The organism is Micromonospora sp. WMMD710, from assembly GCF_029626045.1.
In the GTDB taxonomy this organism is placed as follows: domain Bacteria; phylum Actinomycetota; class Actinomycetes; order Mycobacteriales; family Micromonosporaceae; genus Micromonospora.
Window position 1 is genome coordinate 4,984,080 of sequence record NZ_JARUBD010000001.1, and the last position, 25,540, is coordinate 5,009,619.

General features: G+C 71.7%; 20 protein-coding genes. 12 read left to right on the top strand and 8 right to left on the bottom strand.

Going from position 1 to position 25,540, the window contains the following annotated elements:
- Positions 1-3: 3 nt before the first annotated feature.
- From acs to O7620_RS23015, 5 genes are all read left to right on the top strand, one after another.
- Complete coding sequence (gene acs, locus O7620_RS22995) at positions 4-1,968, top strand: acetate--CoA ligase (RefSeq protein ID WP_151492878.1); 1,965 nt, start codon at positions 4-6, stop codon at positions 1,966-1,968.
- A 263-nt stretch (positions 1,969-2,231) separates the two neighbouring features.
- Positions 2,232-5,027 (top strand): immune inhibitor A domain-containing protein, encoded by a 2,796-nt coding sequence (locus tag O7620_RS23000; protein ID WP_278125065.1) that lies wholly within the window; start codon positions 2,232-2,234, stop codon positions 5,025-5,027.
- 343 nt (positions 5,028-5,370) lie between these two features.
- The gene (locus O7620_RS23005; protein WP_278127117.1) at positions 5,371-7,809 is read left to right on the top strand and encodes an immune inhibitor A domain-containing protein; all 2,439 of its coding nucleotides are present in this window, start codon (positions 5,371-5,373) and stop codon (positions 7,807-7,809) included.
- 59 nt (positions 7,810-7,868) lie between these two features.
- A complete protein-coding gene (locus O7620_RS23010) occupies positions 7,869-8,120 on the top strand; it encodes a hypothetical protein (protein WP_278125066.1) in 252 nt (83 codons plus the stop codon).
- A gap of 109 nt (positions 8,121-8,229) precedes the next feature.
- Positions 8,230-9,162 carry an alpha/beta hydrolase gene (locus O7620_RS23015; protein WP_151493302.1) on the top strand — a complete coding sequence of 311 codons (933 nt, stop codon included), beginning with the start codon at positions 8,230-8,232 and terminating at the stop codon, positions 9,160-9,162.
- A 3-nt stretch (positions 9,163-9,165) separates the two neighbouring features.
- Here O7620_RS23015 and O7620_RS23020 read toward each other — a convergent pair whose 3' ends face one another.
- On the bottom strand, positions 9,166-9,531 hold the full coding sequence (locus O7620_RS23020) for a hypothetical protein (RefSeq protein WP_278125068.1): 366 nt from the start codon (positions 9,529-9,531) through the stop codon (positions 9,166-9,168).
- Positions 9,528-12,221, bottom strand: coding sequence for an SseB family protein (locus tag O7620_RS23025; RefSeq protein ID WP_278125070.1), 2,694 nt, complete (start codon positions 12,219-12,221; stop codon positions 9,528-9,530). Before O7620_RS23025 ends, O7620_RS23020 begins: the two co-directional genes overlap by 4 nt.
- A gap of 152 nt (positions 12,222-12,373) precedes the next feature.
- Between O7620_RS23025 and mycP the strand changes: the two genes are divergently transcribed.
- Entirely contained in the window at positions 12,374-13,597 is a 1,224-nt protein-coding gene (gene mycP / locus O7620_RS23030) for a type VII secretion-associated serine protease mycosin (protein ID WP_151492929.1), read from the top strand.
- Between the two features lie 73 nt (positions 13,598-13,670).
- Here mycP and O7620_RS23035 read toward each other — a convergent pair whose 3' ends face one another.
- Together O7620_RS23035 and O7620_RS23040 are read right to left on the bottom strand one after the other, a co-directional pair.
- Entirely contained in the window at positions 13,671-13,964 is a 294-nt protein-coding gene (locus O7620_RS23035) for a WXG100 family type VII secretion target (protein WP_278125073.1), read from the bottom strand.
- Positions 13,965-13,986: 22 nt separating this feature from the next.
- Positions 13,987-14,307: a WXG100 family type VII secretion target gene (locus O7620_RS23040; RefSeq protein ID WP_151492931.1), complete on the bottom strand. Its 321-nt coding sequence runs from the start codon at positions 14,305-14,307 to the stop codon at positions 13,987-13,989.
- Between the two features lie 284 nt (positions 14,308-14,591).
- Here O7620_RS23040 and eccE point away from each other — a divergent pair, with 284 nt between their 5' ends.
- The 4 genes from eccE (at position 14,592) to rarD (ending at position 18,503) form a co-directional block, all read left to right on the top strand.
- Positions 14,592-16,472 carry a type VII secretion protein EccE gene (eccE, locus tag O7620_RS23045; protein ID WP_278125075.1) on the top strand — a complete coding sequence of 627 codons (1,881 nt, stop codon included), beginning with the start codon at positions 14,592-14,594 and terminating at the stop codon, positions 16,470-16,472.
- A 112-nt stretch (positions 16,473-16,584) separates the two neighbouring features.
- Entirely contained in the window at positions 16,585-16,971 is a 387-nt protein-coding gene (locus O7620_RS23050; protein WP_278125076.1) for a phage holin family protein, read from the top strand.
- Positions 16,972-17,088: 117 nt separating this feature from the next.
- The gene (locus O7620_RS23055) at positions 17,089-17,565 is read left to right on the top strand and encodes a GNAT family N-acetyltransferase (RefSeq protein ID WP_278125077.1); all 477 of its coding nucleotides are present in this window, start codon (positions 17,089-17,091) and stop codon (positions 17,563-17,565) included.
- A gap of 17 nt (positions 17,566-17,582) precedes the next feature.
- Positions 17,583-18,503, top strand: a complete 921-nt coding sequence (gene rarD, locus O7620_RS23060) for an EamA family transporter RarD (RefSeq protein WP_278125079.1) — start codon at positions 17,583-17,585, stop codon at positions 18,501-18,503.
- Positions 18,504-18,608: 105 nt separating this feature from the next.
- On the opposite strand, the gene O7620_RS23065 is transcribed toward rarD, so the two are convergent.
- Both O7620_RS23065 and O7620_RS23070 read right to left on the bottom strand, forming a co-directional pair.
- Positions 18,609-19,328, bottom strand: a complete 720-nt coding sequence (locus O7620_RS23065) for a zf-HC2 domain-containing protein (RefSeq protein WP_278125081.1) — start codon at positions 19,326-19,328, stop codon at positions 18,609-18,611.
- Positions 19,325-19,840, bottom strand: a complete 516-nt coding sequence (locus O7620_RS23070; protein ID WP_109817284.1) for a sigma-70 family RNA polymerase sigma factor — start codon at positions 19,838-19,840, stop codon at positions 19,325-19,327. The genes O7620_RS23065 and O7620_RS23070 overlap by 4 nt, the downstream gene beginning before the upstream one ends.
- 239 nt (positions 19,841-20,079) lie before the next feature.
- On the opposite strand from O7620_RS23070, the gene O7620_RS23075 reads away from it, so the two are divergent.
- Positions 20,080-22,206, top strand: coding sequence for a PhoX family phosphatase (locus O7620_RS23075; protein WP_278125083.1), 2,127 nt, complete (start codon positions 20,080-20,082; stop codon positions 22,204-22,206).
- A gap of 110 nt (positions 22,207-22,316) precedes the next feature.
- Here the strand turns inward: O7620_RS23075 and O7620_RS23080 are convergent, their stop codons facing one another.
- Positions 22,317-23,099, bottom strand: coding sequence for an IclR family transcriptional regulator C-terminal domain-containing protein (locus O7620_RS23080; protein WP_151489201.1), 783 nt, complete (start codon positions 23,097-23,099; stop codon positions 22,317-22,319).
- A 154-nt stretch (positions 23,100-23,253) separates the two neighbouring features.
- On the opposite strand from O7620_RS23080, the gene O7620_RS23085 reads away from it, so the two are divergent.
- Entirely contained in the window at positions 23,254-24,471 is a 1,218-nt protein-coding gene (locus O7620_RS23085; RefSeq protein WP_278125086.1) for an MFS transporter, read from the top strand.
- Here O7620_RS23085 and O7620_RS23090 read toward each other — a convergent pair.
- Positions 24,447-25,532: a polyprenyl synthetase family protein gene (locus O7620_RS23090; protein ID WP_278125087.1), complete on the bottom strand. Its 1,086-nt coding sequence runs from the start codon at positions 25,530-25,532 to the stop codon at positions 24,447-24,449. The two genes, O7620_RS23085 and O7620_RS23090, sit on opposite strands and share 25 nt — an antisense overlap.
- Between the last annotated feature and the right edge of the window lie 8 nt (positions 25,533-25,540).

Below are 25,540 nucleotides of genomic sequence, written 5' to 3' on the forward strand. Positions count from 1 at the left end.
GGCATGAGCGAGGCATTGGCCAATCTGCTGAACGAGACGCGCCAGTTCCCCCCGCCGGCCGAACTCGCCGCGCACGCCAACGTCACCGTCGACGCGTACGCCGAGGCGCAGGCCGACCGGCTCGCGTTCTGGGCGAAGCAGGCCGACCGGCTGGCCTGGTCGAAGAAGTGGGACGAGGTGCTCGACTGGTCGAATCCGCCGTTCGCGAAGTGGTTCGTCGGTGGGCAGCTCAACGTGGCGTACAACTGCCTGGATCGGCACGTCGAGGCGGGCCGCGGCGACAAGGTCGCGATCCACTGGGAGGGCGAGCCGGGTGACACCCGCACGATCACGTACGCGGACCTGCACGAGCTGACGTGCCGGGCGGCGAACGCGTTGACCGATCTGGGGGTCACCGCGGGCGATCGGGTGGCGATCTACCTGCCGATGATCCCGGAGGCGGCGGTGGCGATGCTGGCGTGCGCCCGGATCGGCGCGGCGCACAGTGTGGTCTTCGGCGGCTTCTCCGCCGACTCGCTGAGCAACCGGATCCAGGACGCCAGCGCCAAGGTCGTGATCACGGCGGACGGCGGCTACCGGCGGGGCAAGCCGTCGGCGTTGAAGCCGACCGTGGACGAGGCGGTGGCGAGCTGCCCGTCGGTGCAGCACGTGCTGGTGGTCCGGCGTACCGGCGAGGAGGTGGCCTGGTCGGCGAAGGACCACTGGTGGCACGAGACGGTGGAGACCGCTTCGGCGGAGCACACCGCGCAGCCGTTCGACGCGGAGCACCCGCTGTTCATCCTGTACACCAGCGGCACCACGGCCCGGCCGAAGGGCATCCTGCACACGACCGGCGGCTACCTGACCCAGGCGTCGTACACCGCGCACGCGGTCTTCGACCTGAAGCCGGAGACGGACGTCTACTGGTGCACGGCGGACATCGGCTGGGTCACCGGCCACTCGTACATCGTCTACGGCCCGCTCTCCAACGGCGTCACCCAGGTCATGTACGAGGGCACGCCGGACACGCCGCACAAGGGCCGGTTCTGGGAGATCATCGACAGGTACGGGGTCAGCATCCTGTACACGGCGCCCACGCTGATCCGGACGATGATGAAGTGGGGCGAGGACATTCCGGCCGGCTTCGATCTGTCGTCGCTGCGGCTGCTGGGCAGCGTCGGTGAGCCGATCAACCCCGAGGCGTGGATGTGGTATCGGCAGCACGTCGGCGGCGGTGAGCTGCCCATCGTGGACACCTGGTGGCAGACCGAGACCGGCGCGATCATGATTTCCCCGCTGCCGGGGGTGACGGCGGCGAAGCCGGGTTCGGCGATGACTCCGCTGCCGGGCATCGTCGCGGACGTGGTGGACGACCAGGGCCAGTCGGTGCCGAACGGCGGCGGCGGTTACCTGGTGCTGCGGGAGCCGTGGCCGTCGATGTTGCGCACCATCTGGGGTGACGACGATCGGTTCATCGACACCTACTGGAGCCGGTTCGAGGGCATGTACTTCGCCGGTGACGGGGCGAAGAAGGACGACGACGGGCACATCTGGCTGCTCGGCCGGGTCGACGACGTGATGCTGGTGTCCGGGCACAACATCTCCACCACGGAGGTGGAGTCGGCGCTGGTGTCGCATCCGTCGGTGGCCGAGGCGGCGGTGGTGGGTGCGACCGACCCGACGACCGGTCAGGCGATCGTCGCGTTCGCCATTCCGCGAGGCAGCACGGACATCGCCGGCGAGGCGGGTGAGCGGCTCATCGCCGAGCTGCGAAACCACGTGTCGAAGACGCTCGGCCCGATCGCCAAGCCGCGGCAGATCATGCTGGTGCCGGAGCTGCCGAAGACCCGCTCGGGCAAGATCATGCGCCGGTTGCTGCGAGACGTGGCGGAGAACCGGTCGCTGGGCGACGTGACCACGTTGCAGGACTCGTCGGTGATGGAGCTGATCTCCTCCGGGATGAGCGGAGCGAGGTCCGACGAGGACTGACGGCAGGCGTACCCCGCGGTGGGTGGCGGTCCGGACGGACCGTCACCCACCGTTGTCTTTTTGTGGAGGTACGCGCCGGAAGCGCTCCCACGGATGTGCGGAGTACCGACGATCAGTGCCTATCCGGCGGATAACGCCTCGGTCACGTTCCCGCCGTTCGGCACGTTTTTCATTTAGCTTCACGCGCGTCGGATGGTGTCGGAGCGCCCTCACCGCGCCCCGGACCAGCCGATTTCCTCCGCCCATGCCGAGAACGGAGTGGCATGAACAGAAACTCCCATCCGGGGTCGCGTCGACGACTACTCGTCGCGTTACCCGCCATCGCCCTCGCGGCCACGTCACTGACCGTGAGTGGCAGCGCGGCGGCCCAGTCGGCGTCCGGCACCCCCCGGGCGGTGATCGGCGCCGACGAGTACTACATCAACTACGCCGAGCCCGAGGTGCAGCCGGACACCGCCGGCCGTGAGGTCAAGGGCAAGGGCGGCGTCTACACGCCCGCCGGGGACGCCGCGCGGGCGTTCGACCAGAAGCACGCGCGAGGCAACCCGGTCACCGCCAAGCAGCTGGCCAAGATCGAAGCCAAGTCGATCCAGACCGGCAAGAACCCCCGCAAGATCAAGCAGGCGCCGACCACCCAGACGGCGAAGCTGCTGACGCTGCTGGTGGAGTTCAACGACAAGGCGAACGACGACTTCACGGACGTGATGGTCCCGAAGACGGTGTTCGAGGACCGGACCTGCGTGCCGGGCACCGTGCAGAACGGGCCGAAGCACAACAAGATCCCGGACCCGGCGCGTCTGCCCCACGAGGACAACAACTCGATGTGGGTGCCGGACTTCTCGCCGTCGCACTACAACAAGATGCTCTACAGCAAGAAGGGCATCACCGAGCGGGTCCGCACGGACCTGAAGGGCCCGGACGGCAAGAAGGGTGTCGACCTGTCCGGTCGCACCATGCACAACATGTACCTGGAGATGTCCAAGAACGCGTACACGGTGGACGGGCAGGCCAGCCCCTGGATCACCGTGCCGCACTCGGAGGGCTGGTACGCGGCCAACCGCTGCACCCAGGACGAGGACGGCAACTGGGTCCCCGGCCGCGAGCAGTCGATGAACGGCCACCCGGACAACCCGGCCGGCGCCGGCCGGCTGGCGACCGACGCTATCGACGCGCTCGCCGCGAAGGACCCCGCCTTCCCGTGGGCCGACTACGACAAGGAAGACCAGGGCGACCGCGACGGTGACGGCAACCTCTTCGAGCCGGACGGCGTGATCGACCACCTCGTGCTGGTGCACGCCGGCCAGGGCAAGTCCCGCGGCGGCGGCGACCAGGGCGTGTACGCCGTCTGGGCGCACTCCTCCTCGGTTCCGGGTGGCTACAGCATCCCGGGCACCAGCCTGAAGGTGTCGAACTACATCGTGCAGCCGGAAGACGCCGGTGTCGGTGTGTTCGCCCACGAGTTCGGTCACGACCTCGGCCTGCCGGACCTCTACGACACCTCCGGCAACGCCGACTCCGACGTGGACTTCTGGGACCTGATGGCCTCGGGCTCGCACTCCGGTGAGATCTTCCAGGCGTTGCCGACGCACATGGGCATCTGGGACAAGTGGGTGCTCGGCTGGGCCGACCCGCTGACCATCCGCCCCGGGTCGAACCCGCGCGAGGTGAAGCTCGGGCAGACCTCCCGCACGCCGATCGACGCCGAGGACGGCATCAAGGTCGACCTGCCGGACAAGGTGACGACGCTGGCCACGCCGCACAGTGGCACCAAGATGTGGCACAGCAACAACGACCAGAGCTGGGCCGACGTCAAGCTGAGCCGCTCGGTCGACGTGCCGGCGGCCGCGGACTCCAAGTTCTGGATGTGGAACAACTACATCATCGAGGAGGACTGGGACTACGGCTTCGTCGAGCTTTCGACGGACGGCGGTACGACCTGGACCGAGCAGAAGGTGTACGCCGAGGACGGCACGGTCGTCACCACCCCCGACGGCTACCCGGACCCGAACGGCCGGATGAACGACTTCGGCGGCAAGAAGTACGGCCTGACCGGCAGCACCGACGGCTGGCGCCACGACTACGTCGACCTGTCGGCGTACGCGGGCACCACGGTGCAGCTGCGGCTGCGCCAGGCCACCGATGAGGCGTTCGAGGAGCGCAACTGGTTCGTCGACGACTTCGCGGTCACCGGCGGCGGCGCGACCACCTGGAGCGACGACGTCGAGGGCGGCGCCAACGGCTGGACGGCCACCGGCGGCACCTTCGTCGACACCACCGGCGCGGGCTGGAAGGTCTCCGGCGGCACCGAGGTGCACGCGCACTTCTACCTGGCCGAGTGGCGCAACTTCGACGGCTTCGACAAGGGCCTGAAGTACGCGTACGACACCATCTACTCCCACGAGGCGTGGAAGGTCGACCGGATCTCGTACAACGCGCCCGGCATGCTGGTCTGGTACCGGGACAGCGCACTCGGCGACGTCAACCACGTCACCGGGCAGATGACCGCGCTGCCCAGCTACGGCGCGAAGGGTGGGTTGCTCATTGTGGACTCGCACTTCGACCCGTACCGCCGCACCGGCGAGGCGGCGGTGAAGGACCCGTCGGTGACGGACAACCTGCCCAGCCGTCCGCAGTCGTCGAACGCGGCGTTCACGCTGCAGAAGACGTACCCCTTCACGGAGTGCCTGGAGGCCGCGGACGAGCCGTACAGCGCGTACTGCACGAAGTTCAAGGCGCAGGCGCCGGTGAAGTCCTTCACCGACGCCAAGGGCTGGTACCCGGGCATCGAGATGCGCGACGGGGCCCCGTACGCGCGGGACAACGACGCCTCGGTGGTCCTGCCGTCGCGCAACAACGCGCCGTACACCACCCGGGTCACCAACCCGGACGGCAGCCCGGCACCGGAGTTCTACGGTGTGACGCTGGGCGGTGGCGCGATCGTGCTGGGCACCGGTAACCCGGGCGACGCGGGCGTGAACTTCGGGGTCTCGCTGACGATCAAGAAGGCCGCGCGGGACAACTCGTCCGCCACGATCTTCGTCACCCCGGCGAAGAAGTGACGGTTACGCGGTTGGACAACTGACAACAGCGGTAACGGTGGGGCCGGTGGCGGAGACGCCTCCGGCCCCACTGTCGTATGCCCGATCGCACTGATCGAAATTGGTCGTTGTATTCAGTGTCGTTCGAACCCCTTGACCAGCGTGGCTGATGAAGCGCTGGTGTGTTACGGGGGAAAGCATCCTCAACAAAATCTTGCAACAAATCGACGCGTGCGTCTTCCCACCCGTCCCAGCAGTGTCTATGTTCACCATTGGTCCCACTAGTGGGATCGATCTCCCACCGGCCCGTACCCCCGTTGGGCCGGTTCCCTCACACCGGAGGTACCACGTGCGCAAAGTCGCAGTGGGTCTGATCGGGCTCTCACTGACGGCGACGGGCCTGGCTTTCGGCCCGTCGGCCTCGGCGGCGCCGCAGCCCAAACTGCCGGCAGCAGCACCGGCCGCTGCCGAACCGCAGGCACTGAAGGATGAGCTCCCCGACAAGCTTGAGGACAAGCGCCGCGAGCTGCGTGAACAGGGTCTCAGCGATGTGCTGAGCGGTCGTAGCAAGCCGATCGAGCGCAACGGCAGCATGGTCGTCAAGGTCGGTCAGGTCGGCAAGACGGGCACCAGCGGCAACGCCCGGACCGCCGGCGCGCAGACCAGCAAGGACCAGTACGTCGAGCTCGAGCGTGAGCGGACCGACAAGATCTTCGTCATCCTGGCCGAGTTCGGCGACGAACGGCACCCGTCCTACCCGGACAAGGACACCACGCCGGCCTTCGCCGGGCCGACGACCTTCCAGGGCCCGCTGCACAACAAGATCCCGCAGCCCAACCGGGCTGTCGACAACTCCACCGTCTGGCAGCCGGACTTCAGCCCGGAGCACTACCGCCAGCTGTACTTCGGCACCAACCCCGGCGACGAGTCGCTGAAGCAGTACTACGAGGCGCAGTCCTCCGGCCGGTACTCGGTCGACGGTGAGGTCACCGACTGGGTCAAGGTCCGCTACAACGAGGCCCGCTACGGTCGTTCCGACGACCCGATCGAGGACGAGGACACCGAGAACCCGGCCAACGACCCCGCCGTCTGCGCGGACAACGTCTGCTCGAACACCTGGGCGCTGGTCCGCGACGCCGCCAACCAGTGGGTCGCCGACCAGAAGGCCAAGGGCCGGACGGACGCGCAGATCGCCGCCGAGATGAAGACCTTCGACCAGTGGGACCGGTTCGACTACGACGGTGACGGCGACTTCAACGAGTCGGACGGTTACATCGACCACTTCCAGATCGTGCACTCCGGCGGCGACCAGGCCGACGGTGACCCGCAGCAGGGTGAGGACGCCATCTGGAGCCACCGCTGGTCGGCGTACAACAGCTCGCCCGTCGGGCCGCCGAACTTCCCGATCGGCGGCACCCAGATCGGCAACACCGGCGTCTGGATCCGCGACTACACGATCCAGCCGGAAAACGGTGGCCGCAGCGTCTTCTACCACGAGTACGGCCACGACCTGGGCCTGCCGGACGACTACGGACCCGCCGACAACAACAACGAGCACTGGACCCTGATGGCCCAGAGCCGGCTCGGCGCCAAGAATGAGCCCGCCATCGGCGACCGGGGCGGCGACCTCGGCGCGTGGAACAAGCTCCAGCTCGGCTGGCTCGACTACAAGGTGTTCGTCGCGGGCCAGGACAAGAAGGTGGAGATCGGGCCGCAGGAGTACAACTCGGATAAGCCACAGGCCGCCGTGGTGGTGTTGCCCCAGCGGGAGTACACCTTCAACTACGGCCCGCCGTTCGCGGGTTCCAAGCAGTACTTCTCCGGTAACGAGGACGACCTCGACAGCAAGATGACGAGGACGTTCGACCTCACCGGTAAGTCATCGGCGGCGCTGTCGCTGAAGGGCAAGTACAGCATCGAAGCGGGTTACGACTACCTCTACTTCGAGGCCTCGACGGACGGCGGTCAGACCTGGGCCGACCTGGACGGCACGGTCAACGGCAAGCCGATCGGCGTGGACGGCGCGGGCCGCCCGGCCCTCGCCGGCACCAGCAACGGCGCCTGGGCGGACATCAACATCCCGCTGACCTCGGTCGCCGGCAAGTCGGCGCAGATCCGTCTGCACTACGTCACCGACGGTGGTGTCTCCGAGGGCGGCTTCTTCGGTGACGCGATCACCGTGACCGCCGACGGTCAGACCGTGTTCAGCGACGGCGCCGAGACCGACGCCGGTTGGACCCTGGACAAGTTCCAGGTGGTCGGGGCGACCTACACCCGGCTGTTCGACAACTACTACATCGCCGGCAACCGGTCGTACGTCTCGTACGACAAGTACCTGAAGACGGGCCCGTACTTCTTCGGCTACGCGAACACCCGCCCGGACTACGTGGACCACTACGCGTACCAGGAGGGCCTGCTCATCTCGTACTGGAACACCCGTTGGGCGGACAACAACACCGCTCCGGCGTCGCCGACCAACCCGGGTGGTCACCCCGGTGAGGGCCGCAACCTGTACATCGACTCGCGCCCGGAGCCGATCTACAACCTGACCGGTGCTCCGTGGCGGGCCCGGATCCAGGTGTACGACGCACCGTTCAGCCTCAAGAAGGCGGACTCGTTCACCCTGCACCTCAACAGCCAGCCGCAGTACGTCCGCGGTGAGGCGGCGCAGCCCCTGTTCGACGACACCAAGAAGTACTTCTACGAGGAGCTGCCGAACCACGGCGTCAAGCTCCCCGCGACCGGTGTCAAGATCAAGGTTCTGGAGCAGGACGGCACGTCGATGAAGATCCGGATCTTCTGACCGCTGATCCCGCACCACCCAGCAGCGCCCGGGCAGGTCACCTGCCCGGGCGCCGCCCTTTGTCCAGCCGCCACCGGGAACCGTTCGACCTGCTGGAACGTCCCACCACCGTGCCCCTCTCCCCCCGTGTCACCCGGGGCGGTCGCGGACCCTGCTACGGGCTGGTGTCCGAGGACGGCATCGAGTACGCCCTGCACGGCACCGGTTTCGGCACCCTGACCGAGGGCAGCTTCGTCACCCTGCGGATCATCGCCCGATCCTCCGAGGTGGACTGCGGCCCGGGTGTCCGGGCCAGCATCGTCACGCGGTGATCCGCCGGGGCACCCGGACCCCCGTGTCGGTAGGGGACAACCCGGGCTTCTCCCTGTTCAACGCGACCACCAGGGCCGCCGGAGGCAACCGGGTCCTAGGCTGTCTGCCATGACCGACCAGCGCGGCGGAGCCGTCGACGAGTCCCGCGTCCTCACCGAGGGGCCGTGGACGCACCGTTTCGTCGGCGCCAACGGCACCCGGTTCCACGTGGTCGAGGCCGGCACCGGGCCGATGGTGCTCTTCCTGCACGGCTTCCCGGAGCACTGGTGGGCCTGGCACCAGATGCTCCCGGCCGTCGCCGACGCCGGCTTCCGCGCGGTCGCCGTCGACCTGCGCGGCTACGGCGCCAGCGACAAACCACCCCGGGGGTACGACGGCTACACCCTCGCCGCGGACATCGCCGGACTGATCCGGGCCCTCGGTGAGCGGTCGGCGACGCTGGTCGGCAGCGGCGTCGGTGGCATGGTGGCCTGGACAGTGGCGTCGTTCCACCCGGCCCTGGTCCGCCGCCTGGTGGTGCTGGGAGCACCGCACCCGCTGCGGCTGCGCGCCGCCATCTTCGCCGACCCGCGCGGTCAGTTCGCCGCCTCCACACCGGCGTTGAAGTTCCAGCTTCCCCGCTACGAGCACGTCCTGACCCGGGACGGCGCGGCGGCCGTCGAGGAGATCCTGCGCCGGTGGGGCGGGCCGCGCTGGGTGGCCGGATCGGACTTCGAGGCGTACGCCGAGCGGTGCCGGGAGGCGATGCGCATTCCGCAGGCCGCGTTCTGCGCGCTGGAGGGTTACCGCTGGGCGTTCCGCTCGGTGCTGCGACTGCACGGCTACCGGTTCGTACGCCTCATGCAGAAACCGCTGGTCACCCCGACCCTGCAACTGCACGGCGCGCAGGATGTCGCGGCCCTGCCGCGGACCGCCCTGGGTTCCGGCCGGTACGTCGTCGCGCCGTACGAGTGGCGGCTGCTCGACGGAGTGGGGCACTTCCCGCACCTGGAGGCACCGGAGCTGGTGCTCGGCGAGATCCTGCGGTGGGCGAAGTCCTGACCGTCAGACCCGCTGCTCCCGCAGGTCGGTGACCTCCGCGGCGGGTGCCCAGCCCTGGTAGACGCCGAAGTCGAAGACCTCCAGCCGCATCGCCTCGGCGACCGGCCAGCGACCACCGGTGTACTCCACGCGCAGCCACGCGTCGTGTTCGCCGAGCACGATGAACGGCTGCCCCTGCCACGTGCAGGTCGTCCGCACGTACGCCAGATCCTCGATCTCGTGCGCCGGCAGCACCCGCACGTACCGGCCGGGGCGGACCTCCTCGAAGCCCTCACCGGGCTCGGGCTGGTACAGCCGGATGTCGTCGCCGTCCGGGCTGGCCTGGTACTCCCGGCCCTGCCAGCGGGCCACGTAGCCGTCGCGCATCACGCCTCCCCGACCCGTCGCCACACGACCGCGTCCGTGTCCAGCGACGCGACCACCCGCTCGGTGCCGTCGGCGGCGATCCGCCAGAGCTGCGCGCCGTGCGGCAGCCGGGCGCTGTCCACCTTGAACTCGGCGACCACATCGCTGCTCTCACCCGGCGCGAAGCCGTTGCCCCTAAACGGCGGCCGTTCGATGACCCAGCCCTCCATGGCCCGCATCGCCGGCTCGTTCTGCCCGCCGTACGGGATCCGGTAGAGGCTCGGCCGGTGCGCCGGCCAGCGCAGCACGTAGATCTCCTCGGCGTCACGCACGAACGGCGACGCCGGGTAGCTGAGTCCGAGCGCGTCGTACAACTGGGCCGGCGTGGTCAGGTGCGCCAACTCGCCCGCCCGGTGCACGAAGCCGGACACCCGGTCGTAGCCCCGCTCCAGGTAGTACGCGAGCTGGCTGGGTGCGATGGCCTTCTGCATCACGGTCGGGCGGGCCGGGTCGACGGCCGCCGGAGCGTACCGGGGGCGGGCGGCCGGCTCCGCCACCACCGGCGCCTCCTCCGGGTCGACCTCCAGGTCGTCACCGAGCCCCACCTCGGCCGCCCAGTTGGCCAGGGCGACGATCTGCTCGCCGGGCAGCTTCGCACCGACCGGGGTGCCCGGGTTGACGGCGAACGACCAGTCCTCGTCCGGCCAGCGCCGGATCAGCTGGGCGAACTTCACCCGGACCGTGTCGACGTCACCGTCGATGTGGTCGGCGAGGCGCTCAGGCGACGTGTAGACCACCACGTACGTGTCACCGTCGAGCTGGGCGGTACGCCAGACGAAACCCGGGTCGCCGGGGCGGCTGCCCCGCACCGAGTCCGGTGCGGCCGGCAACAGCACCCGGGCCAGCAGCAGGGTGGACAGGAACGTGTCGGTGCTGCCCGCACCGGCCGCGTTAAGCAGGTCCTCCTCGACCGTGTTGGCCGGATCGAAGTCGAGCGGCGCCGGCTCGGCCGGTGCGCGCTGCTCCTCGCCGCCCGTGGCCGCGTACCGGTCGTCGATGTCCGGCCGCACCGGCTCCGGGCCGCTGTCCGGGCGGGGCGGCGGCGTGACGGGGTCCGGGCGGGGCGGCTCTGCCGCGCTGTCCGGGGCGGGCGGCGGCGGGCTGACGGGGTCGACGACCGGGTCGAAGACGGTCCGGCCGCCGAGGAGGTCGTCGGCACGCAGGCTGCCGGCCGCCGGCCAGCCACCGCCGGCCTGAGCCGTCCCGCTCGGGTCGGTCAGGTCGCGGGACTCGATGATGGTGCCCTCGATGACGATGGGCGTGAAGCCGCGGCGTGGCGCGGGCGGGCCGGAGACCGGTTCCGCGATGGACGCGGACAGCTCCTCCACCGGCTCGTACCGACCAGGCTCCCCCGGCCGGCCACGCGGGATCGCCTGGGTCTCCTCGGCCGACGGGGCGGGTCGGGTCGGTGGTGGCGCACCGGTCGCCCGGAACGCGCGGGTGGGCTCCTCGGCCAGCCGGTCCGGTCGGCGTGGAGGCAGGGGCTGGGTGGGCTCGTCACCGGGAGCGGGCGAGCGTACCCCTCGGAACGCCAGCGGGTCGCCGGCCGCCGGGCGCGGAGGCCGGGGGACGCTCGCGTCGGTCATCGGGAAGGCCCGGGTCGCACCGTCGGCGCTCGGCGCGTCGGCGGGACGACGGCGCGGGAACGGTTGGCTACCCCGGCCGAACCGGGACGGGGGCGCGGCGCGCTCGCCGGGACGGCCCGCGCCCGGTGTCGGGCCGGTGGCCCGGCCCCGTCCGGACGCCGGCTCGAAGAAGGAGCGCCGGTCGCCCTGGGCGGTGCCGTTGGCCGGTGCGGCGGCGTCGCCGGGCCGCGCGGTCGGCGGCCGGCCGGTGGCGGTGCCACTCTGGTCGGTCGGTACGGCGCCGGGACGGTCGGCGGGCGTCGACGGCGCGAACCGGGGTGCGGCGGGCCGAGCGCCCGCCGCGGGTACGGAGTCGGGGCCGGGTGCGGCGCTCGGGTGCCGCTGACCGGCGGCCGGCAGGTCCTCCCCGCCGGAGAGGCGGGACAGGTCACCCGCACCGGGCGTACTCCTCGACGTGCCCGGTCCCAGCGGACTGGTCATCCGGGGCACCGCGGGCCGCGTCGGCGCGGGCCGCACCGGCGGGATGGCCACCGGATCCGGGCCGGACGACGTCGGGCCGGACGGCATCGGACCGGCCGTGGGCGTCGAGCCTGCGGCGTCCCGACCCGGCGCACCGGTGCGGGTGCGGGCGAGGGTCTCCGCCCGTTCCAGCCGGGCGCGGGCACCCATGGCACGACCGGGCAGTCGGACGTCGCCACGGGAGAGTTGGGAGACGAACCAGGCGGGCAGGTAGCCCTCGACGGGCAACCCCGGATTGACCGCGAGCCACCACTCGTGGTTGGGCCAGCCGACCGCGAGGTCGGTGAACGGGACGCGTCGGTTGCTGCCCGGGTGGTCACCGAGGCAGGTCCGCAGCGCGGCGGCGGAGGTGAAGGCCAGCACGTGCGTCCGGCCACCGGTGGTCCAGGTGCCCCAGCCGGGCGACGCCTGGCCGGCCAGCGCCGGCGCGGAGACCGGCAACAGCAGATCGGTGCGGGACAGCAGCCGGAAGTACAGCTCCTGGTCGTTGGCACGCAGCGCGTCCCGCATCGCCACCTCGGCCTCCGTGGCCGGCTCCCATTCGGTCACGGCCACCTCTCCTTCCGAGAACAGGCCACAGGTATCGCGTACAACCTACAAGGTGGTACCAAGATCACAATGGCTGGCCGGCGGCGGTCCGCCGGGGCGCGAGCGAGGCGATAACATCCCGTCCCGGAGCCGACACGATACGGAGGCCGTCGATGTCCCGGTCGATTGCGCGCCCGGTCCTCGCCGGCCTGGCGGCCGGCCTGCTGACCGCGCCGGCCCTCCCGGTCGAGGCCGCTGACGCCGCGCGGCGGGCAGCGCCGACCTGCGCGACCCCCCTGGCCCCCGTCCGGCCGGTCGCGGCCCTCCCGTGGACGCAGCAACGGTACGACCCCGCACGGCTCGCGCCGCTGGCCACCGGGGCCGGAGTGACGGTCGCGGTGGTCGACTCCGGGGTCGATCGGGCCCACCCGCAACTGGCCGGGCAGGTGCTGACCGGCACCGACCTGCTCGACCCTGGCGGAGACGGCAGCCGTGACTGCGCCGGGCACGGCACCGGCGTGGCGAGCATCATCGCCGCGCAACCCCAACCCGGTGTCGCCTTCCACGGCCTCGCGCCGGGTGCCCGGATCCTGCCGGTACGGGTGAGTGAGCAGCAGGTGGTGCAGGGGCGGGAGTCGGGACGTACGGTCAGCGCCGCCGAGTTCGCCGAGGCCATCCGTTGGGCCGTCGACCACGACGCCGACGTGGTGAACCTCTCCGTCGTGCTGTACGCCGACGACCCGGCCGTCCAGTCCGCCGTCCGCTACGCCGTGGAGCGGAACGTGGTGTTGGTGGCCGCCGCCGGCAACCTGCACGACAGCGGCGATCCGCGCCCGTTCCCGGCCGCGTACGACGGGGTGCTCGGAGTGGGCGCGATCGGGGCGGACGGCGTGCGGGCGGCCTTCTCGCAGACCGGCGCGTACGTCGATCTGGTCGCACCGGGCAGCGAGGTGCTGACCGCCGCGCCCGGGCAGGGCCACCAGCGGGTCGAGGGCACCAGCTACGCGGCGCCGTTCGTGGCCGCCACCGCCGCCCTGCTGCGTCAGTACCGCCCCGAGTTGACCGCCGCCCAGGTGGCGGAGCGGATCATCGCCACCGCCGATCCGGCACCCGGTCCGGGTCACGGCGGCGGGTACGGCGCGGGTGTGCTCAACCCGTACCGAGCGGTCACCGAGACCGGTGCCGGTCAGCCGGCCGGCCCCCGGACCGCTGCCGCGCTCGCCGACGACCGCGCCGACGCCGCACAAATCGCCCGCGAGGCTCGCCGCGAAACGGCACGCGACCGGGCCCTGCTGATCGGGGCGGTGGTCGGGACGACGGCAGGTGCGGTGGTGCTGCTCGCCCTGGTGCTGCCCCGGGGTGCGCGTCGACGGTGGCGACCCGCCGGCCCGGCCTGAGCCCCTGCTCCTCGACGCCGGGCTCGGCCGGGGCGCGGACCCGGACACGGTCAGCGCTCCCGGCCCACCGGGATCACTGGAACAGCCCGGCGTTCTTCTTCTCGGTGTCCAGATAGTCGGCGGCGGAGTCGTTCACCGCCAGCTTGATGTCGCGCAGCATCGCCTGGAGGTCCTGCGAGGCGGACCGCCACCGAGCCTGGCGCTGCTCGTACGCCTCCCGGGCGTCGCCCTTCCAGCCCGCGACCAGTGGCGCGGCATCGCGTTCGAGTTGGCCAAGCTGCGAGTCGAGCGTGTTCAGCGCCTTCTGGATGTCCGCGCCGGCCTGCTGAAGTGCGGCGAAGTTGACGACCAGCACACCGTGGTCCATCGGATCTCCCTCCCGAGTGGGATCAGAGCGGCAGTTGGATGCCGCCGCGGTTGGTGCCGGCGACCCGGCTGGCCGCCTCGTCGTCCGAGACGTCGTACTGCCGGCCGGCGCTGCGGATGGCGCCGGCGGTCTCCCGCAGGGCCCGGTGCAGCGCGGCCTGATCCTGCGACCACTGCTGCTTGACCTGCTCGAACGACCGTCCACCGGCGCCGCGCCAGGCCTGCTGCAACACCTCCAACTCGGCCAGCAGGCCGGTCAGCATGGACTGCAACGACTGGTCCACCTGCTCGAACTTCGCGGCGGTTTGCTTCATCACCGCGGCTTCTGCCTGGGTCTGGGACACCCGGACGTCACCTCGTCTCCTCGATCGCGCCTGACCGTCGACGCGCCCGGAGGACGCGCCGGTCGCTTGGCCCGCTCCTCGAAGCACGGCGGACGCGGGCAGCGATGAACTTCGTGGCTGACGGTAGCGGCCTGGTAGCGGTTCTGCTACCCCCCGCGTCTCCCCTGTGGACAACCACGGCAGCCATCGGTCGCTTACGATGTGCCGCAGCCACGTCGCGGCGCGTGACGGGCCAGGAGAGCGGCCGGCCGCCCGGCTCGGTCCACATCGGTGGAGGAGGCGCGGTGCCGGCGATCACCACCGGGGGGCCGCAGCAGCCGACCCGGACCGGCCCCGCCCCGGGCGTCGTGGACACCGCCTCCGGTCCCACCGGTCCGAGCGCCGCCCCTCGTCGACGCGCTGGTCGGTGGGCAGCGCTCGCCCAGCGCGCCGGCACCGCAATACGCGCCGGCCAGCTCGTCACCGCCCAGGTCGCGGCGGCACTCGTCCTGGCCGCCCTCGGCCGGGGCGCGCCGGTGACCGTCGCGGCCGGGACCGCGGCGGCGGTGCTGTTGGCGGTCGCCGGGGTCCGCGTCCGGGGCCGGTGGCTCTTCGAGTGGCTGGGCACCGCCGTCGGGCACCTGACCCGTCGCCGGGCGCTGGTCGGGCCGGCCGGGCCAGCCGACCTGCTCGACCTTGTGGCGCCAGGCACCGTGGTCCGCTCCACGGAGCTGTCCGACGGGCCGGCGGCCGTGCTGGAGGACACCGACGGCATGGTCGCGCTGCTGGAACTCGGCGACCCCGGTGACCTGCTCGGCGACGCGTCCCGGGCGATCCCCGCGCCATCGGCCCTGCTGCCCGCACCGGGGGTGGACGTCCCGCCGCTGCGGATCCAGCTGCTGCTCGCCGGGACACCGGCACCCGTACCGGCGGCCGGCGGCACGGTCGGCACGTCGTACCGGCAGCTCACCGACGGGCGGCTCGCCGGGCGGGAGCAGGCGGTGCTGGCGGTCCGGGTGCTGCGCGTCGACGGCTGGTCGGAGGAGGCCCTGCGCCGGGTGCTCGCCGGCACGGTCCGCCGCGTCGTCCGCCGGCTGGGGCCGCTGACCGCACGGCCACTCGGCGTACCCGCGGCGCTGCGCGTCCTGGGCGAGCTGGCCCACCATGACGGCCACCCGGTGCGCGAGTCCTGGCCGGTGCTTCGGTCCGGCGCCCTCGTCCAGGCCACCTTCCGGCTGACCCGCTGGCCGGACACCGGCGGCGCGGGCAGCCGTCTCCTGGCGCCTCGGCTGCTCGCGCTGCCGGCGACCGCGACGACCGTGTCGATCTGCGCGGGCCCGCTTCCGGCCGGCGGCGCCACCGAGGTGCCGACCGAGCTGACGGTACGGCTGGCCGCCGGGACGACGACCGAGCTGACCCTGGCCGCCGAGGCGCTGGACCGGTTGGTGAGCGGCCTCGGTGGAGGGTTACGCCGGCTCGACGGCGCGCACCTGGAGGGGCTGGCCGCCACGCTGCCCCTGGCGCTCGCGACCCCCGGCACGCCGCCCCGGCCGGCGCTCGACGACTGGGAGCTGACCCTGGGTCAGGCCGGGATGCTGGTCGGCACCAACCGGCACGGCGGAGCCGTCACCGTGCGACTGTTCCGGCCGGAGAGCACCCGGGTGCTGCTGGTCGGCGGCGTACGCGCGGCCCAACTGGTGGCGCTGCGCGCGATGGCGCTGGGTGCCCTGGTGGTCGTGCAGACCGCCCGGCCACGCGCCTGGGAGCCGTTCGTCCGTGGGGTGGGCGCGCCGGGCGGGACGATCCCGCTGATCCCGCCGGGCCGGCGGGTCGCCGACGGGGTGGCGACCGCGCTGCGGCCGTTGCTGCTGGTGGTCGATGCGGGGCCGATGCCGGCCGAGGCGGAGCCGGGCGCCCCGTGGCGGGCCACCCTGGTGGTGCGGGACGAGCTGACCGCGGCGGACACCGATGCGCTGAGCCGCGCCGACCTGGCGGTGCTGCAACCGTTGGACACGGCCGAAGCCGCGCTGGCCGGCGCGGCGCTGGGGCTGGGCGGTTCGGCCGAGTGGCTGACCCGGATCCGCGACGACATGGTGGCCGTGGTGAACCGGCGGGCCCTGCGTTGGGCGCTGCTCTCCCCGACCCCGATCGAGGCGCAGCTGATCGGACGACCCGCGCGCGGCTGACCCGCCCGGCGCGGAACGCGATCGACCTGCCCGCGCGCGAGACGCGGCTGACCCGCCCGGCGCGGCAACTGGCGGGTTACGCCGCCGCCCGGTCCGTGGCACGATCCCCGCCATGGGTTTTCTGAAAGGTCTGCTGATCCGGCTGGCCACCACGGCGCTGGCCTTCTGGTTGGCCACACTGCTCATTCCAGGTATCACCCTGGACTCGAACTCGGCCGTCGAGACGGTCACCACGCTGCTCCTGGTCGCGGCGATCTTCGGCGTGGTCAACGCGGTCCTCCAGCCGATCATCAAGACCGTCGGTTGTGGTTTCTACCTGTTGACGCTCGGTCTCATCGCGCTGGTGGTGAACGGCCTGCTGTTCCTGCTCACCAGTTGGATCGCCGACCAGGCCGGCCTGCCGTTCTCGGTGGACGGTTTCTGGCCGGCCGCCGTACTCGGCGCCCTCTTCGTGAGCATCGTGACCTGGATCCTCGGCGCCGTCCTCGACCGGGACTGACCAGCACAGCCTCGACCCCGTCCGGTCCCCGACGAGCACCGGGGACCGGACGGGTCGGTGACCAGAGTGCGGGAATTGGTCGGCGCGGGGGGCCGCCGTCGCGGCTAGCGTCGCGGAGTGTTCTCACTGACTCGCGCCGACGGCCACCTGCTCAGCACCGATCCGGCACGCCTCGACCTGGACCGGGTGCACCGGTGGCTGTCCACCGACGCGTACTGGGCACTGGGGCGGGACCGGGAGATGGTCGCGCGGGCGTTCGCCGGCTCGCTGCCGTTCGGCGTCTACCGGCCCGGGGACGGCCAGCAGGTGGCGGTGGCCCGGGTGGTCACCGACCGCACCACCTTCGCCTGGCTCTGCGACGTGTACGTCGATCGCGCCGCCCGGGGCGACGGCCTGGGCGGCTGGCTCGCGGCCGCGGTCCGCGACCACCTGGCCGAGTTGGGCGTACGCCGGATCCTGCTGGTCACCAACGACGCGCACGAGGTGTACGCGCGGGTGGGCTTCACTCCGCTGGAGGTCCCGGAGCGGTGGATGAATCTCGACCAGCGGCCGCCGGTGACCCCGATCACCGGAAAGGAACATAGCGGGGATTAACCCCTTACGGTGGAGGCGTGACGTCACTCCGCCTGGGCTACCTCTACGGCTTCGTCGCGTACCTCATCTGGGGCTTCTTCCCGCTCTATCTCAAGCTGCTGCGACCCGCCGGCCCGCTGGAGATCCTGGCTCACCGGATCGTCTGGTCGGTGGTCTTCGTGGCCCTGCTGCTGGGCGCGCTGCGCAACATCGGTTTCCTGCGGGCGCTGCTGCGCCGGCCGTGGGCGATGGCGGGGATCGCCGCCGCCGCCGCGCTGATCGCGATCAACTGGGGCACCTACATCTACGGGGTCAGCTCCGAGCGGGTGGTGGAGACGGCGCTCGGCTACTTCATCAACCCCCTCGTCGTGGTGCTGCTCGGGGTGACGGTGCTGCGGGAGCGGCTACGGCCGGCACAGTGGGTGGCGCTGGGCATCGGCGGGTCGGCCGTCGTGGTGCTCGCCGTGGACTACGGTCGCCTGCCCTGGCTGGCCCTGACCCTGGCGTTCAGCTTCGCCGGCTACGGCCTGATCAAGAAGCGGCTCGGGCTGCCCGCCGCCGAGGGGCTCTTCGTCGAGTCCGCGGTGCTGGCGCTGCCCGCGCTGGGCTACCTGGCCTGGCTGACCCGCCGCGCCGAGTTGACCTTCGGGCATGTCTCGGTCGGGCACACCGCGCTGCTGGTGCTGGCCGGTGCGGTCACCGCGATCCCGCTGCTGCTCTTCGCCGGGGCCGCCAACCGGCTGCCGCTGACCGGCCTCGGCATGATCCAGTATCTGGCGCCGATCCTTCAGCTCGGCTGCGGCGTGCTGATCTTCCACGAGCCCATGCCGCCGGCCCGTCTGGCCGGCTTCGCCCTGGTCTGGTTGGCCCTGATCGTCTTCACCGCCGACGCCATCCGCCAAACCCGCCGACGCGCCACCCCCGCCCCCACCAAGGCCCCAGCCCCCCTCCCCACCTGACCAACCGGCCCACCCGCCCACCTCGGCCAAACCCTGGTTGATCATGAGGTTGACGGTGTTGTCGATCTCCCGAGGCCCTGCCAACCTCATGATCACCGGGGCGGGTCAGGGGACCGCGTAGGTCAGGATGGGGGTGCCGTCGGCTCTCTGCAGCTCCACGCTGACCAGTTCGGCGTCGGTGAACCTCGTGGCACCGGTGAACTGGAGACTGTCGCCCGGCGCGGCGAGCCACGAGCCGATCTGCTCACTGGCGCCGTTCGGGCCGTGCGCCACCAACCGGAACGGGTACGCCTTGCCGTAGCTCGTGCGCGGGTCGTACCCGCAGCGCATGGTCACCTCGGTGCCCCACTCGGTGCCGGTCAGCCCGATCTCGGCGTGCACCGGCCCAGCGGCGGCCACCGGTCGCATGGCGACCATCGACACCCGCGGGCCGGGGCTCGTCCCCACCGCGCCCGGGAGGGGCGTCGTGCCCGGGGTGTTTCGCAGCACCGTGGCGGTGCCGGCACCGACCACCAGTGCCATCGCGGCGGCGACCAGCCCGGTCACCGCGTACCCCCGGCGGTTGGACCACCGCTCGCGGCGCCGCCGGGCCCGAGCCTCGTCGAGCAGCGCGGGCACCCGGGGTGCGGTCGGCGGCGGCAGGAACTGCTCCAGCCCGGCCGGGTCGAGACGGCCGAGCAGTCCGGGCAGGACGGCGATCTCGGCGACCGCGTCGCGGCACTCGGCGCAGCCGGCGAGGTGCCGCTCGTACGCGGCCCGCTCGGCGGGAGCCAGGGCACCCAGCACGTACGCGCCATCGTCGTGCGCGAACTCGCACCGGGTCATCCCGTCACTCCCATCTCAGCCAGGACCAACCGTAGAGACCGCAGCGCGTAGTGGGTGCGGGACTTCACGGTGCCCGGTGGCACGCCCAACCGCGACGCCGCCTCGGCCACCGACCGTCCCTGGTAGAAGCATTCGACCAGGACCTCCCGGTGGGTCGGGCTGAGCCGGTTCAACGCCTCGGCGACGGTCCACGCCTCCACCGCGCGTTCGGCCTCGTCGACGACCTCGGGCGGCTCGGGCATCTCGTCGGTGAACACCTCGCCGACCCGGGTGGATCGCCGACGCCAGGCGTCGATGGCCAGGTTACGGGCGGTGGTGAAGAGCCAGGCTCGGACCGAACCGCGCCGCGGGTCGAGTGACTCCGGGTGCCGCCAGGCCCGCAGCAGCGTCTCCTGCACCAGATCCTCGGCGCGTTGCCGGTCGCCGTTGACCAGCCGCAGGGCGTGTGCGTACAGCGCCTCCGCGTGCTCGTCGTGCAGCGCGCGCAGCAGTTGGGCGTCGTGGTCGCTGATGGCGTTCTCCTCACTTCCGGCGCGCGTCCGGCGGTGCGTTCGCCCGGGAATACGTGCGGTGACGCCGAACGGTTCAGACCGAGGTCAGACCGGCTGCGGGTCGGCGCGGACCCGGACAGGTGTTCATGCCTGGTTCACATTGCGGCCGACGACCGCTCACCGCGTCCTCCTAGCGTCCGGCTGGTACACCCGCCGTCGACCTTCTCCGGCGCGCCACCGACTTCCAGGAGGCCACTCCCATGAGCGACCGTCCCCGGCTGCTCCCTTTGTTGACCGGCACTCGCCACGGCACCCGTGACGCCATGACCTGTCTCTACCGCTGCGGAAACGCCTGCGACCACCCGGTCCCGAACACGTCCGACAACGCGTACTTCGGAGACATGGTGAACGCGGAGGTCTCGCGGCGCGGCGTGGTCCGGGCCGGTGCGGTCGGCGCGCTGGTCCTCGGTTTCGGCGGTACGGCGGCCGGCGCGCTGGCCGGCGCGGCCCCCGCCGTGGCGGCCCCCGCCGCCCCGGACGTTCCGGAGGGCTTCGGTTTCGGCCGTCCCAGCACCGGTGTCGGCAGCGGTGCCCTGTCGTTCAAGCCGATCCCGCCGAACAAGCTGGACAACCTGGTCGTGCCGAACGGTTACGACCACGCCGTGGTGATCAAGTGGGGTGACCCGGTGGTGCCGGGCGCGCCGGAGTTCAACGTGCACCACCAGACCGCCGCCGCGCAGTCCAAGCAGTTCGGCTACAACAACGACTTCGTGGGTGTGCTGCCGCTCGACAAGCGCGGCAACCGGGCGCTGCTCGTGGTCAACCACGAGTACACCAACGAGGACCTGATGTTCCCGGGCTTCCCGGGCCTCGACGGGCTCTCCGTGGAGCAGCTGCGCACGGCCATGGCCGCGCACGGCATGTCCGTGGTGGAGTTGGAGCGGGTCGCCGGCACCGGGCAGTGGAAGCCGGTCGGCAAGGGCCCTCGACCGTACAACCGGCGGGTCACCGCGCTGAGCACCAAGTTCGACCTGACCGGCCCGGCCGCCGGCTCGGCGTGGCTGAAGACCGCCGCCGACCCCAAGGGTCGTACCGTTGTCGGCACGTTGAACAACTGCTCCGGTGGCGTGACCCCGTGGGGCACGGTGCTCTCCGGCGAGGAGAACTTCAACCAGTACTTCGTCGGCGCCGACGCCGCGCCCGCCGAGCTGAAGCCGAAGCTGGACCGCTACGGCATCAGCACCGCCAGCCGCTACCCCAGCGGCAGCCGTAAGTGGGAGCGCGCCGACGAGCGCTTCGACCTGGCCAAGCACCCCAACGAGGCGCACCGGTTCGGGTGGATCGTCGAGATCGACCCGTTCGACCCGGAGAGCCGCCCGCGCAAGCACACCGCGATGGGCCGGTTCAAGCACGAGGGCGCGAACGTGATCGTCGCCAAGGACGGGCACGTGGTCGCGTACATGGGCGACGACGAGCGGTTCGACTACCTGTACAAGTTCGTCTCGGACAAGAAGTTCATGAAGGGCAACTCCTGGGCTGCCCGCAAGCACAACCTGACCCTGCTGGAGTCCGGCACGCTCTACGTGGCGCAGCTGGACCAGACCAGCGCCGGTGAGATCGACGGCTCCGGCAAGCTGCCCAGCGACGGTGCCTTCAACGGCCGGGGTCGCTGGATCAAGCTGGTCAGCGGCAACCGGTCGTTCGTCGACGGGATGACCGCCGCGGACGTGCTCACCTTCACCCGGCTCGCCGGCGACAAGGTCGGTGCGACCAAGATGGACCGCCCCGAGGACGTCGAGCCGAGCCAGCTCACCGGCAAGGTGTACGTGGCGCTGACCAACAACACCAACCGGGGTGTCGGCAGCAACCCCAAGCCGGACGAGGCCAACCCGCGGATCGCCAACAAGCACGGGCAGATCCTCGAGCTGGTCGAGGACCGCAACGACAACGCGGCGGAGACGTTCGCCTGGTCGCTGCCGATCGTCTGCGGCGACCCGATCGACCCGTCGACCTTCTTCGCCGGGTACGACAAGACCAAGGTCTCCCCGATCTCCTGCCCGGACAACGTCGCTTTCGACGCCACCGGCAACCTCTGGATCTCCACCGACGGCAATGCGCTGGGCAGCAACGACGGCCTGTTCGCGGTCGCCGTGGAGGGCCCGGAGCGCGGTCACCTCAAGCAGTTCCTGACCGTGCCGATCGGCGCGGAGACCTGCGGCCCGTTCATCACCGGCGACAACCGCTCGGTCTTCGTGGCGGTGCAGCACCCCGGTGAGATCACCGGCGCCTCGGTGGAGAACCCGGCCTCGAACTGGCCGGACGGCGACTACGCCAAGCCCGGCGTGGTGGTCACCTGGCGTCTCGACGGCGGCCCGGTGGGCAGCTGACGTCACCCACGCGGCCGGCGGGCCGCTGACGTTGCTCCGGCGGTCCGGCCCTGGACCGCCCCCAGAGGCCCTCTCCCAGCCCGGGAGAGGGCCTCTCGGCGTCGTACGGGTCAGTGGTCGGCGGCGATACCGTCGGCGACGCTGCGGGCCACCGTGAGCAGCTTGGCGCGTACCACCCGGGCGGAGGTCATCATCTCGCTGGCCGGCAACGCACAGGCCAGCACGACCCGGCGTTCCATGTCCTTGTCTGGGGTGACCAGCACCGCCGCGCACGCCACGCCCTGGCGGAACTGCCCCAGCTCCAGTTGCATCCCGCGCCGGTCCCCGGCGGCCAGGTCGGCCTCGAACGTCTCGGTGGTGGTCAACGTGGCGCTGGTGAACGGCCGCATGCCGTACTCGCGCAGGTAGCGGAAACGCTGGTCGGCGGTGAGGGTGGCGAGCAGCGCCTTGCCGAGGGCGGTGGCGTGCGCACCCTCGTCGAAGCCGGGGACCAGATCCTCCAGGTAGGGCGACCGGTGCCCCTCGGCGACCGCCGTGATGGCCACCTGACCGCCGACGAAGCGGCCCAGGTAGTGGCTGTAGCCGGTGTCCATCGCGGCCCGCCGCAGCGTCTCACCGACGGCCGGCGGACCCCGGAACGCGGTCACCAGCTCCCGGTAGCGGTCGGCCACCTCCAACCCCACGATGTACGTGCCGTCCTCGCGACGGATCACGTAACCCTCGTAGGCGAGTGTGCGCACCAGATGGTAGGTCGTGGCCACCGTCAACTCGCAACGCCGAGCGATCTGCTTGACGGTCAGGCCCTTCGGGGCGCGACCGACCGACTCCAGCACCCGCAGTGCTCTGGACACGCTGCGGATCAGGTCCGAAGGTTCTGCCAAGGGGTCGCGCACAACCACCTCCGCCGCCGGGGACTTACACCATATGAAAAACAGGCCCGGTGCGAAATGCCTGTTCGGTTCGAGGATGCCAGATCACCATCCACAGCTTGTGCCCCGCCGGTCACGAAGAGTGCTCTGAACATGCCTCGCGTAGGTTTGCCGGACGATGACCAACACAGCCCTCTCCCCGGCCACCGCCCGTCCCCGACCCGTCCGGGCCAGCGTCGGTGCCGTCGCCACCACCGTCGCCTGCGTCCTGCCCGTCTTCCTGCTCGGTGGCCTCGCCGTGCAGATGGGCGCCGACGTCGGCTTCTCCCCTGCCGGCCTGGGCGTCGCCGTGGCCGTCTACTTCGGGGTCAGCGCACTGGCCTCGGTGCCCTCCGGCCGCCTGGTCGAACGGTACGGACCGGCCGTGGTGGCCCGCGGCGGCATCCTGCTGGCCGCCGGGTCGATGCTGGCCGTGGCGGCGCTCGCCCGGTCGTACCCGGTGTTGGTGGGGTTGCTGGCGCTCAGCGCCGCCGCGAACGCCCTCGGCCAGCTGGCCAGCAACGCGGCACTGGCCCAGCACGTGCCGGCCCGCCGCCAGGGGCTGTCGTTCGGCGTCAAGCAGGCGGCCATCCCGGTCTCCACCCTGCTCGCCGGTGCCGCGGTCCCCACCATCGCGCTCACCGCCGGCTGGCGCTGGGCGTTCGTGGCCGCCGCCGGTGCGGCGCTGACGACGCTGCCGCTCGTACCCCGGCAGGAGGCCGGCCGCGCCCGCAAGGCCAGCGACAGGCGTGCCGGCCGGGCCACCGGGGCGCTCGTGGTGATCGGCGCGGCGGCGACCCTGGCCGCCGCAGCGGCCAACGCGCTCGGCACCTTCCTGGTGGACTCCGCGGCCGCCCGAGGACTGTCCCCGGGCCTCGCCGGCCTCACCCTGACCCTGGGCAGCGCCGTCTGCGTGACGGCCCGCGTGGGTGCCGGCGCGCTGGCCGACCGCAGGGCCAGCGGCCACGTCGCGCTGATCGCCGCGATGCTGGTGGTCGGCGCGGTCGGCCTGGGCCTGCTCGCGTTGACCGGCGCGGTGCCGCTGGTGGCGGGCGTGGTGCTCGGCTTCGGCCTGGGCTGGGCGTGGCCCGGCCTGATGAACTTCGCGGTGGTCCGGCTCCACCCGCAGGCGCCGGCCACCGCCACGTCGATCACCCAGACCGGGGTGTACGCGGGCGGCTGCCTCGGCCCGCTGAGCCTCGGCCCGCTCGCCGCCCACCTCGGCTACCCGGCGATGTGGTCCACGGCGGCGGTGTCGATGCTGCTCGCCGCCGCGCTCATGCTCGTCGGCAGTCGGCTCCTGACCGTCGCCGGCACGACCCGGAGTGCGGATCAGCTGGTGCGGTCGGCGATGTAGTCGCAGAGCGATTCGAGGGCGCGACGCGACGGCCCGTCCGGCAGCGGGGCGAGGCGCGCGCGGGCGTCCTCGGCGTAGCTGCGCACGGTCTCCCGCGCCCGCTTGAGCGCCGGGCTCTCCCGGAGCAGCCCCAGCGCCTCCGCGTGCAGCGCGTCGTCGGTCAGCGGGCCGGTCGCCAGGATCTCCCGCAGGCGCACCGAGGAGGCGTCGGAGTCGTCCGCCGCACGGGCGTAGAGCACCGGCAGCGTCGGAACGCCCTCCCGCAGGTCCGTGCCGGGGGTCTTGCCCGACTGCACCGACTCGGACGCGATGTCCAGCAGGTCGTCGGAGAGCTGGAAGGCCACCCCGATCGTCTCGCCGTACCCGGCCAACGCCTCGACGTGCTCCGGCGCGGCACCACCGAACATGCCGCCGAAACGGGCCGACGTGGCGATCAGCGAACCGGTCTTGTCCGCGATGACGTTCAGGTAGTGCGCGACCGGGTCGTCGTCGGCACGCGGCCCCACGGTCTCCGCGATCTGACCGTGCACCAGGCGGGCGAACGTGCGCGCCTGCAACCGGACCGCCTCGGGGCCCAGATCGGCGGCGATGTCCGCGGCGCGGGCGAAGAGATAGTCGCCGACCAGGATGGCGACCGAGTTGGTCCAGCGGGAGTTCGCGCTCGGCGCACCCCGACGCACGGCCGCCTCGTCCATCACGTCGTCGTGGTACAACGTCGCCAGGTGCGTGAGCTCCATCACCACGGCGGCCGGAATGACCTGTGCGCCGGTCGGATCACCGAACTGGGCGCCCAGCGCCACCAGCAGGGGGCGGAAACGCTTTCCGCCGGCCTCGACCAGATGCCGGGCGGCCTCCGTGACGAACGGGTCCGCGCTCGCCACGCTGGCCCTTAGCTCGACCTCCACCGAGTCCAGCAGACCCAGCACGGACGCCTCGACGCGGGGATCGGCGAGATGCAGGCCGAGCGCGCCGAACTGACTCGTGCTCGCCCGACCCCGACGACCGCCGGAGCCGGAGGCACCTGAACGCTCGCCAGCCGGATTCACCACACCATCAACCATGCCACACC

Bases quoted from the DNA above. Each gene is read 5' to 3' on its own strand.
- O7620_RS23015 (WP_151493302.1), top strand. From the start codon at position 8,230: ATGACCGACCAGCGCGGCGGAGCCGTCGACGAGTCCCGCGTCCTCACC.
- O7620_RS23035 (WP_278125073.1), bottom strand. From the start codon at position 13,964: ATGGACCACGGTGTGCTGGTCGTCAACTTCGCCGCACTTCAGCAGGCC.
- O7620_RS23050 (WP_278125076.1), top strand. From the start codon at position 16,585: ATGGGTTTTCTGAAAGGTCTGCTGATCCGGCTGGCCACCACGGCGCTG.
- O7620_RS23085 (WP_278125086.1), top strand. From the start codon at position 23,254: ATGACCAACACAGCCCTCTCCCCGGCCACCGCCCGTCCCCGACCCGTC.
- mycP (WP_151492929.1), top strand. From the start codon at position 12,374: ATGTCCCGGTCGATTGCGCGCCCGGTCCTCGCCGGCCTGGCGGCCGGC.
- acs (WP_151492878.1), top strand. From the start codon at position 4: ATGAGCGAGGCATTGGCCAATCTGCTGAACGAGACGCGCCAGTTCCCC.
- O7620_RS23000 (WP_278125065.1), top strand. From the start codon at position 2,232: ATGAACAGAAACTCCCATCCGGGGTCGCGTCGACGACTACTCGTCGCG.
- O7620_RS23065 (WP_278125081.1), bottom strand. From the start codon at position 19,328: ATGACCCGGTGCGAGTTCGCGCACGACGATGGCGCGTACGTGCTGGGT.
- O7620_RS23075 (WP_278125083.1), top strand. From the start codon at position 20,080: ATGAGCGACCGTCCCCGGCTGCTCCCTTTGTTGACCGGCACTCGCCAC.
- O7620_RS23090 (WP_278125087.1), bottom strand. From the start codon at position 25,532: ATGGTTGATGGTGTGGTGAATCCGGCTGGCGAGCGTTCAGGTGCCTCC.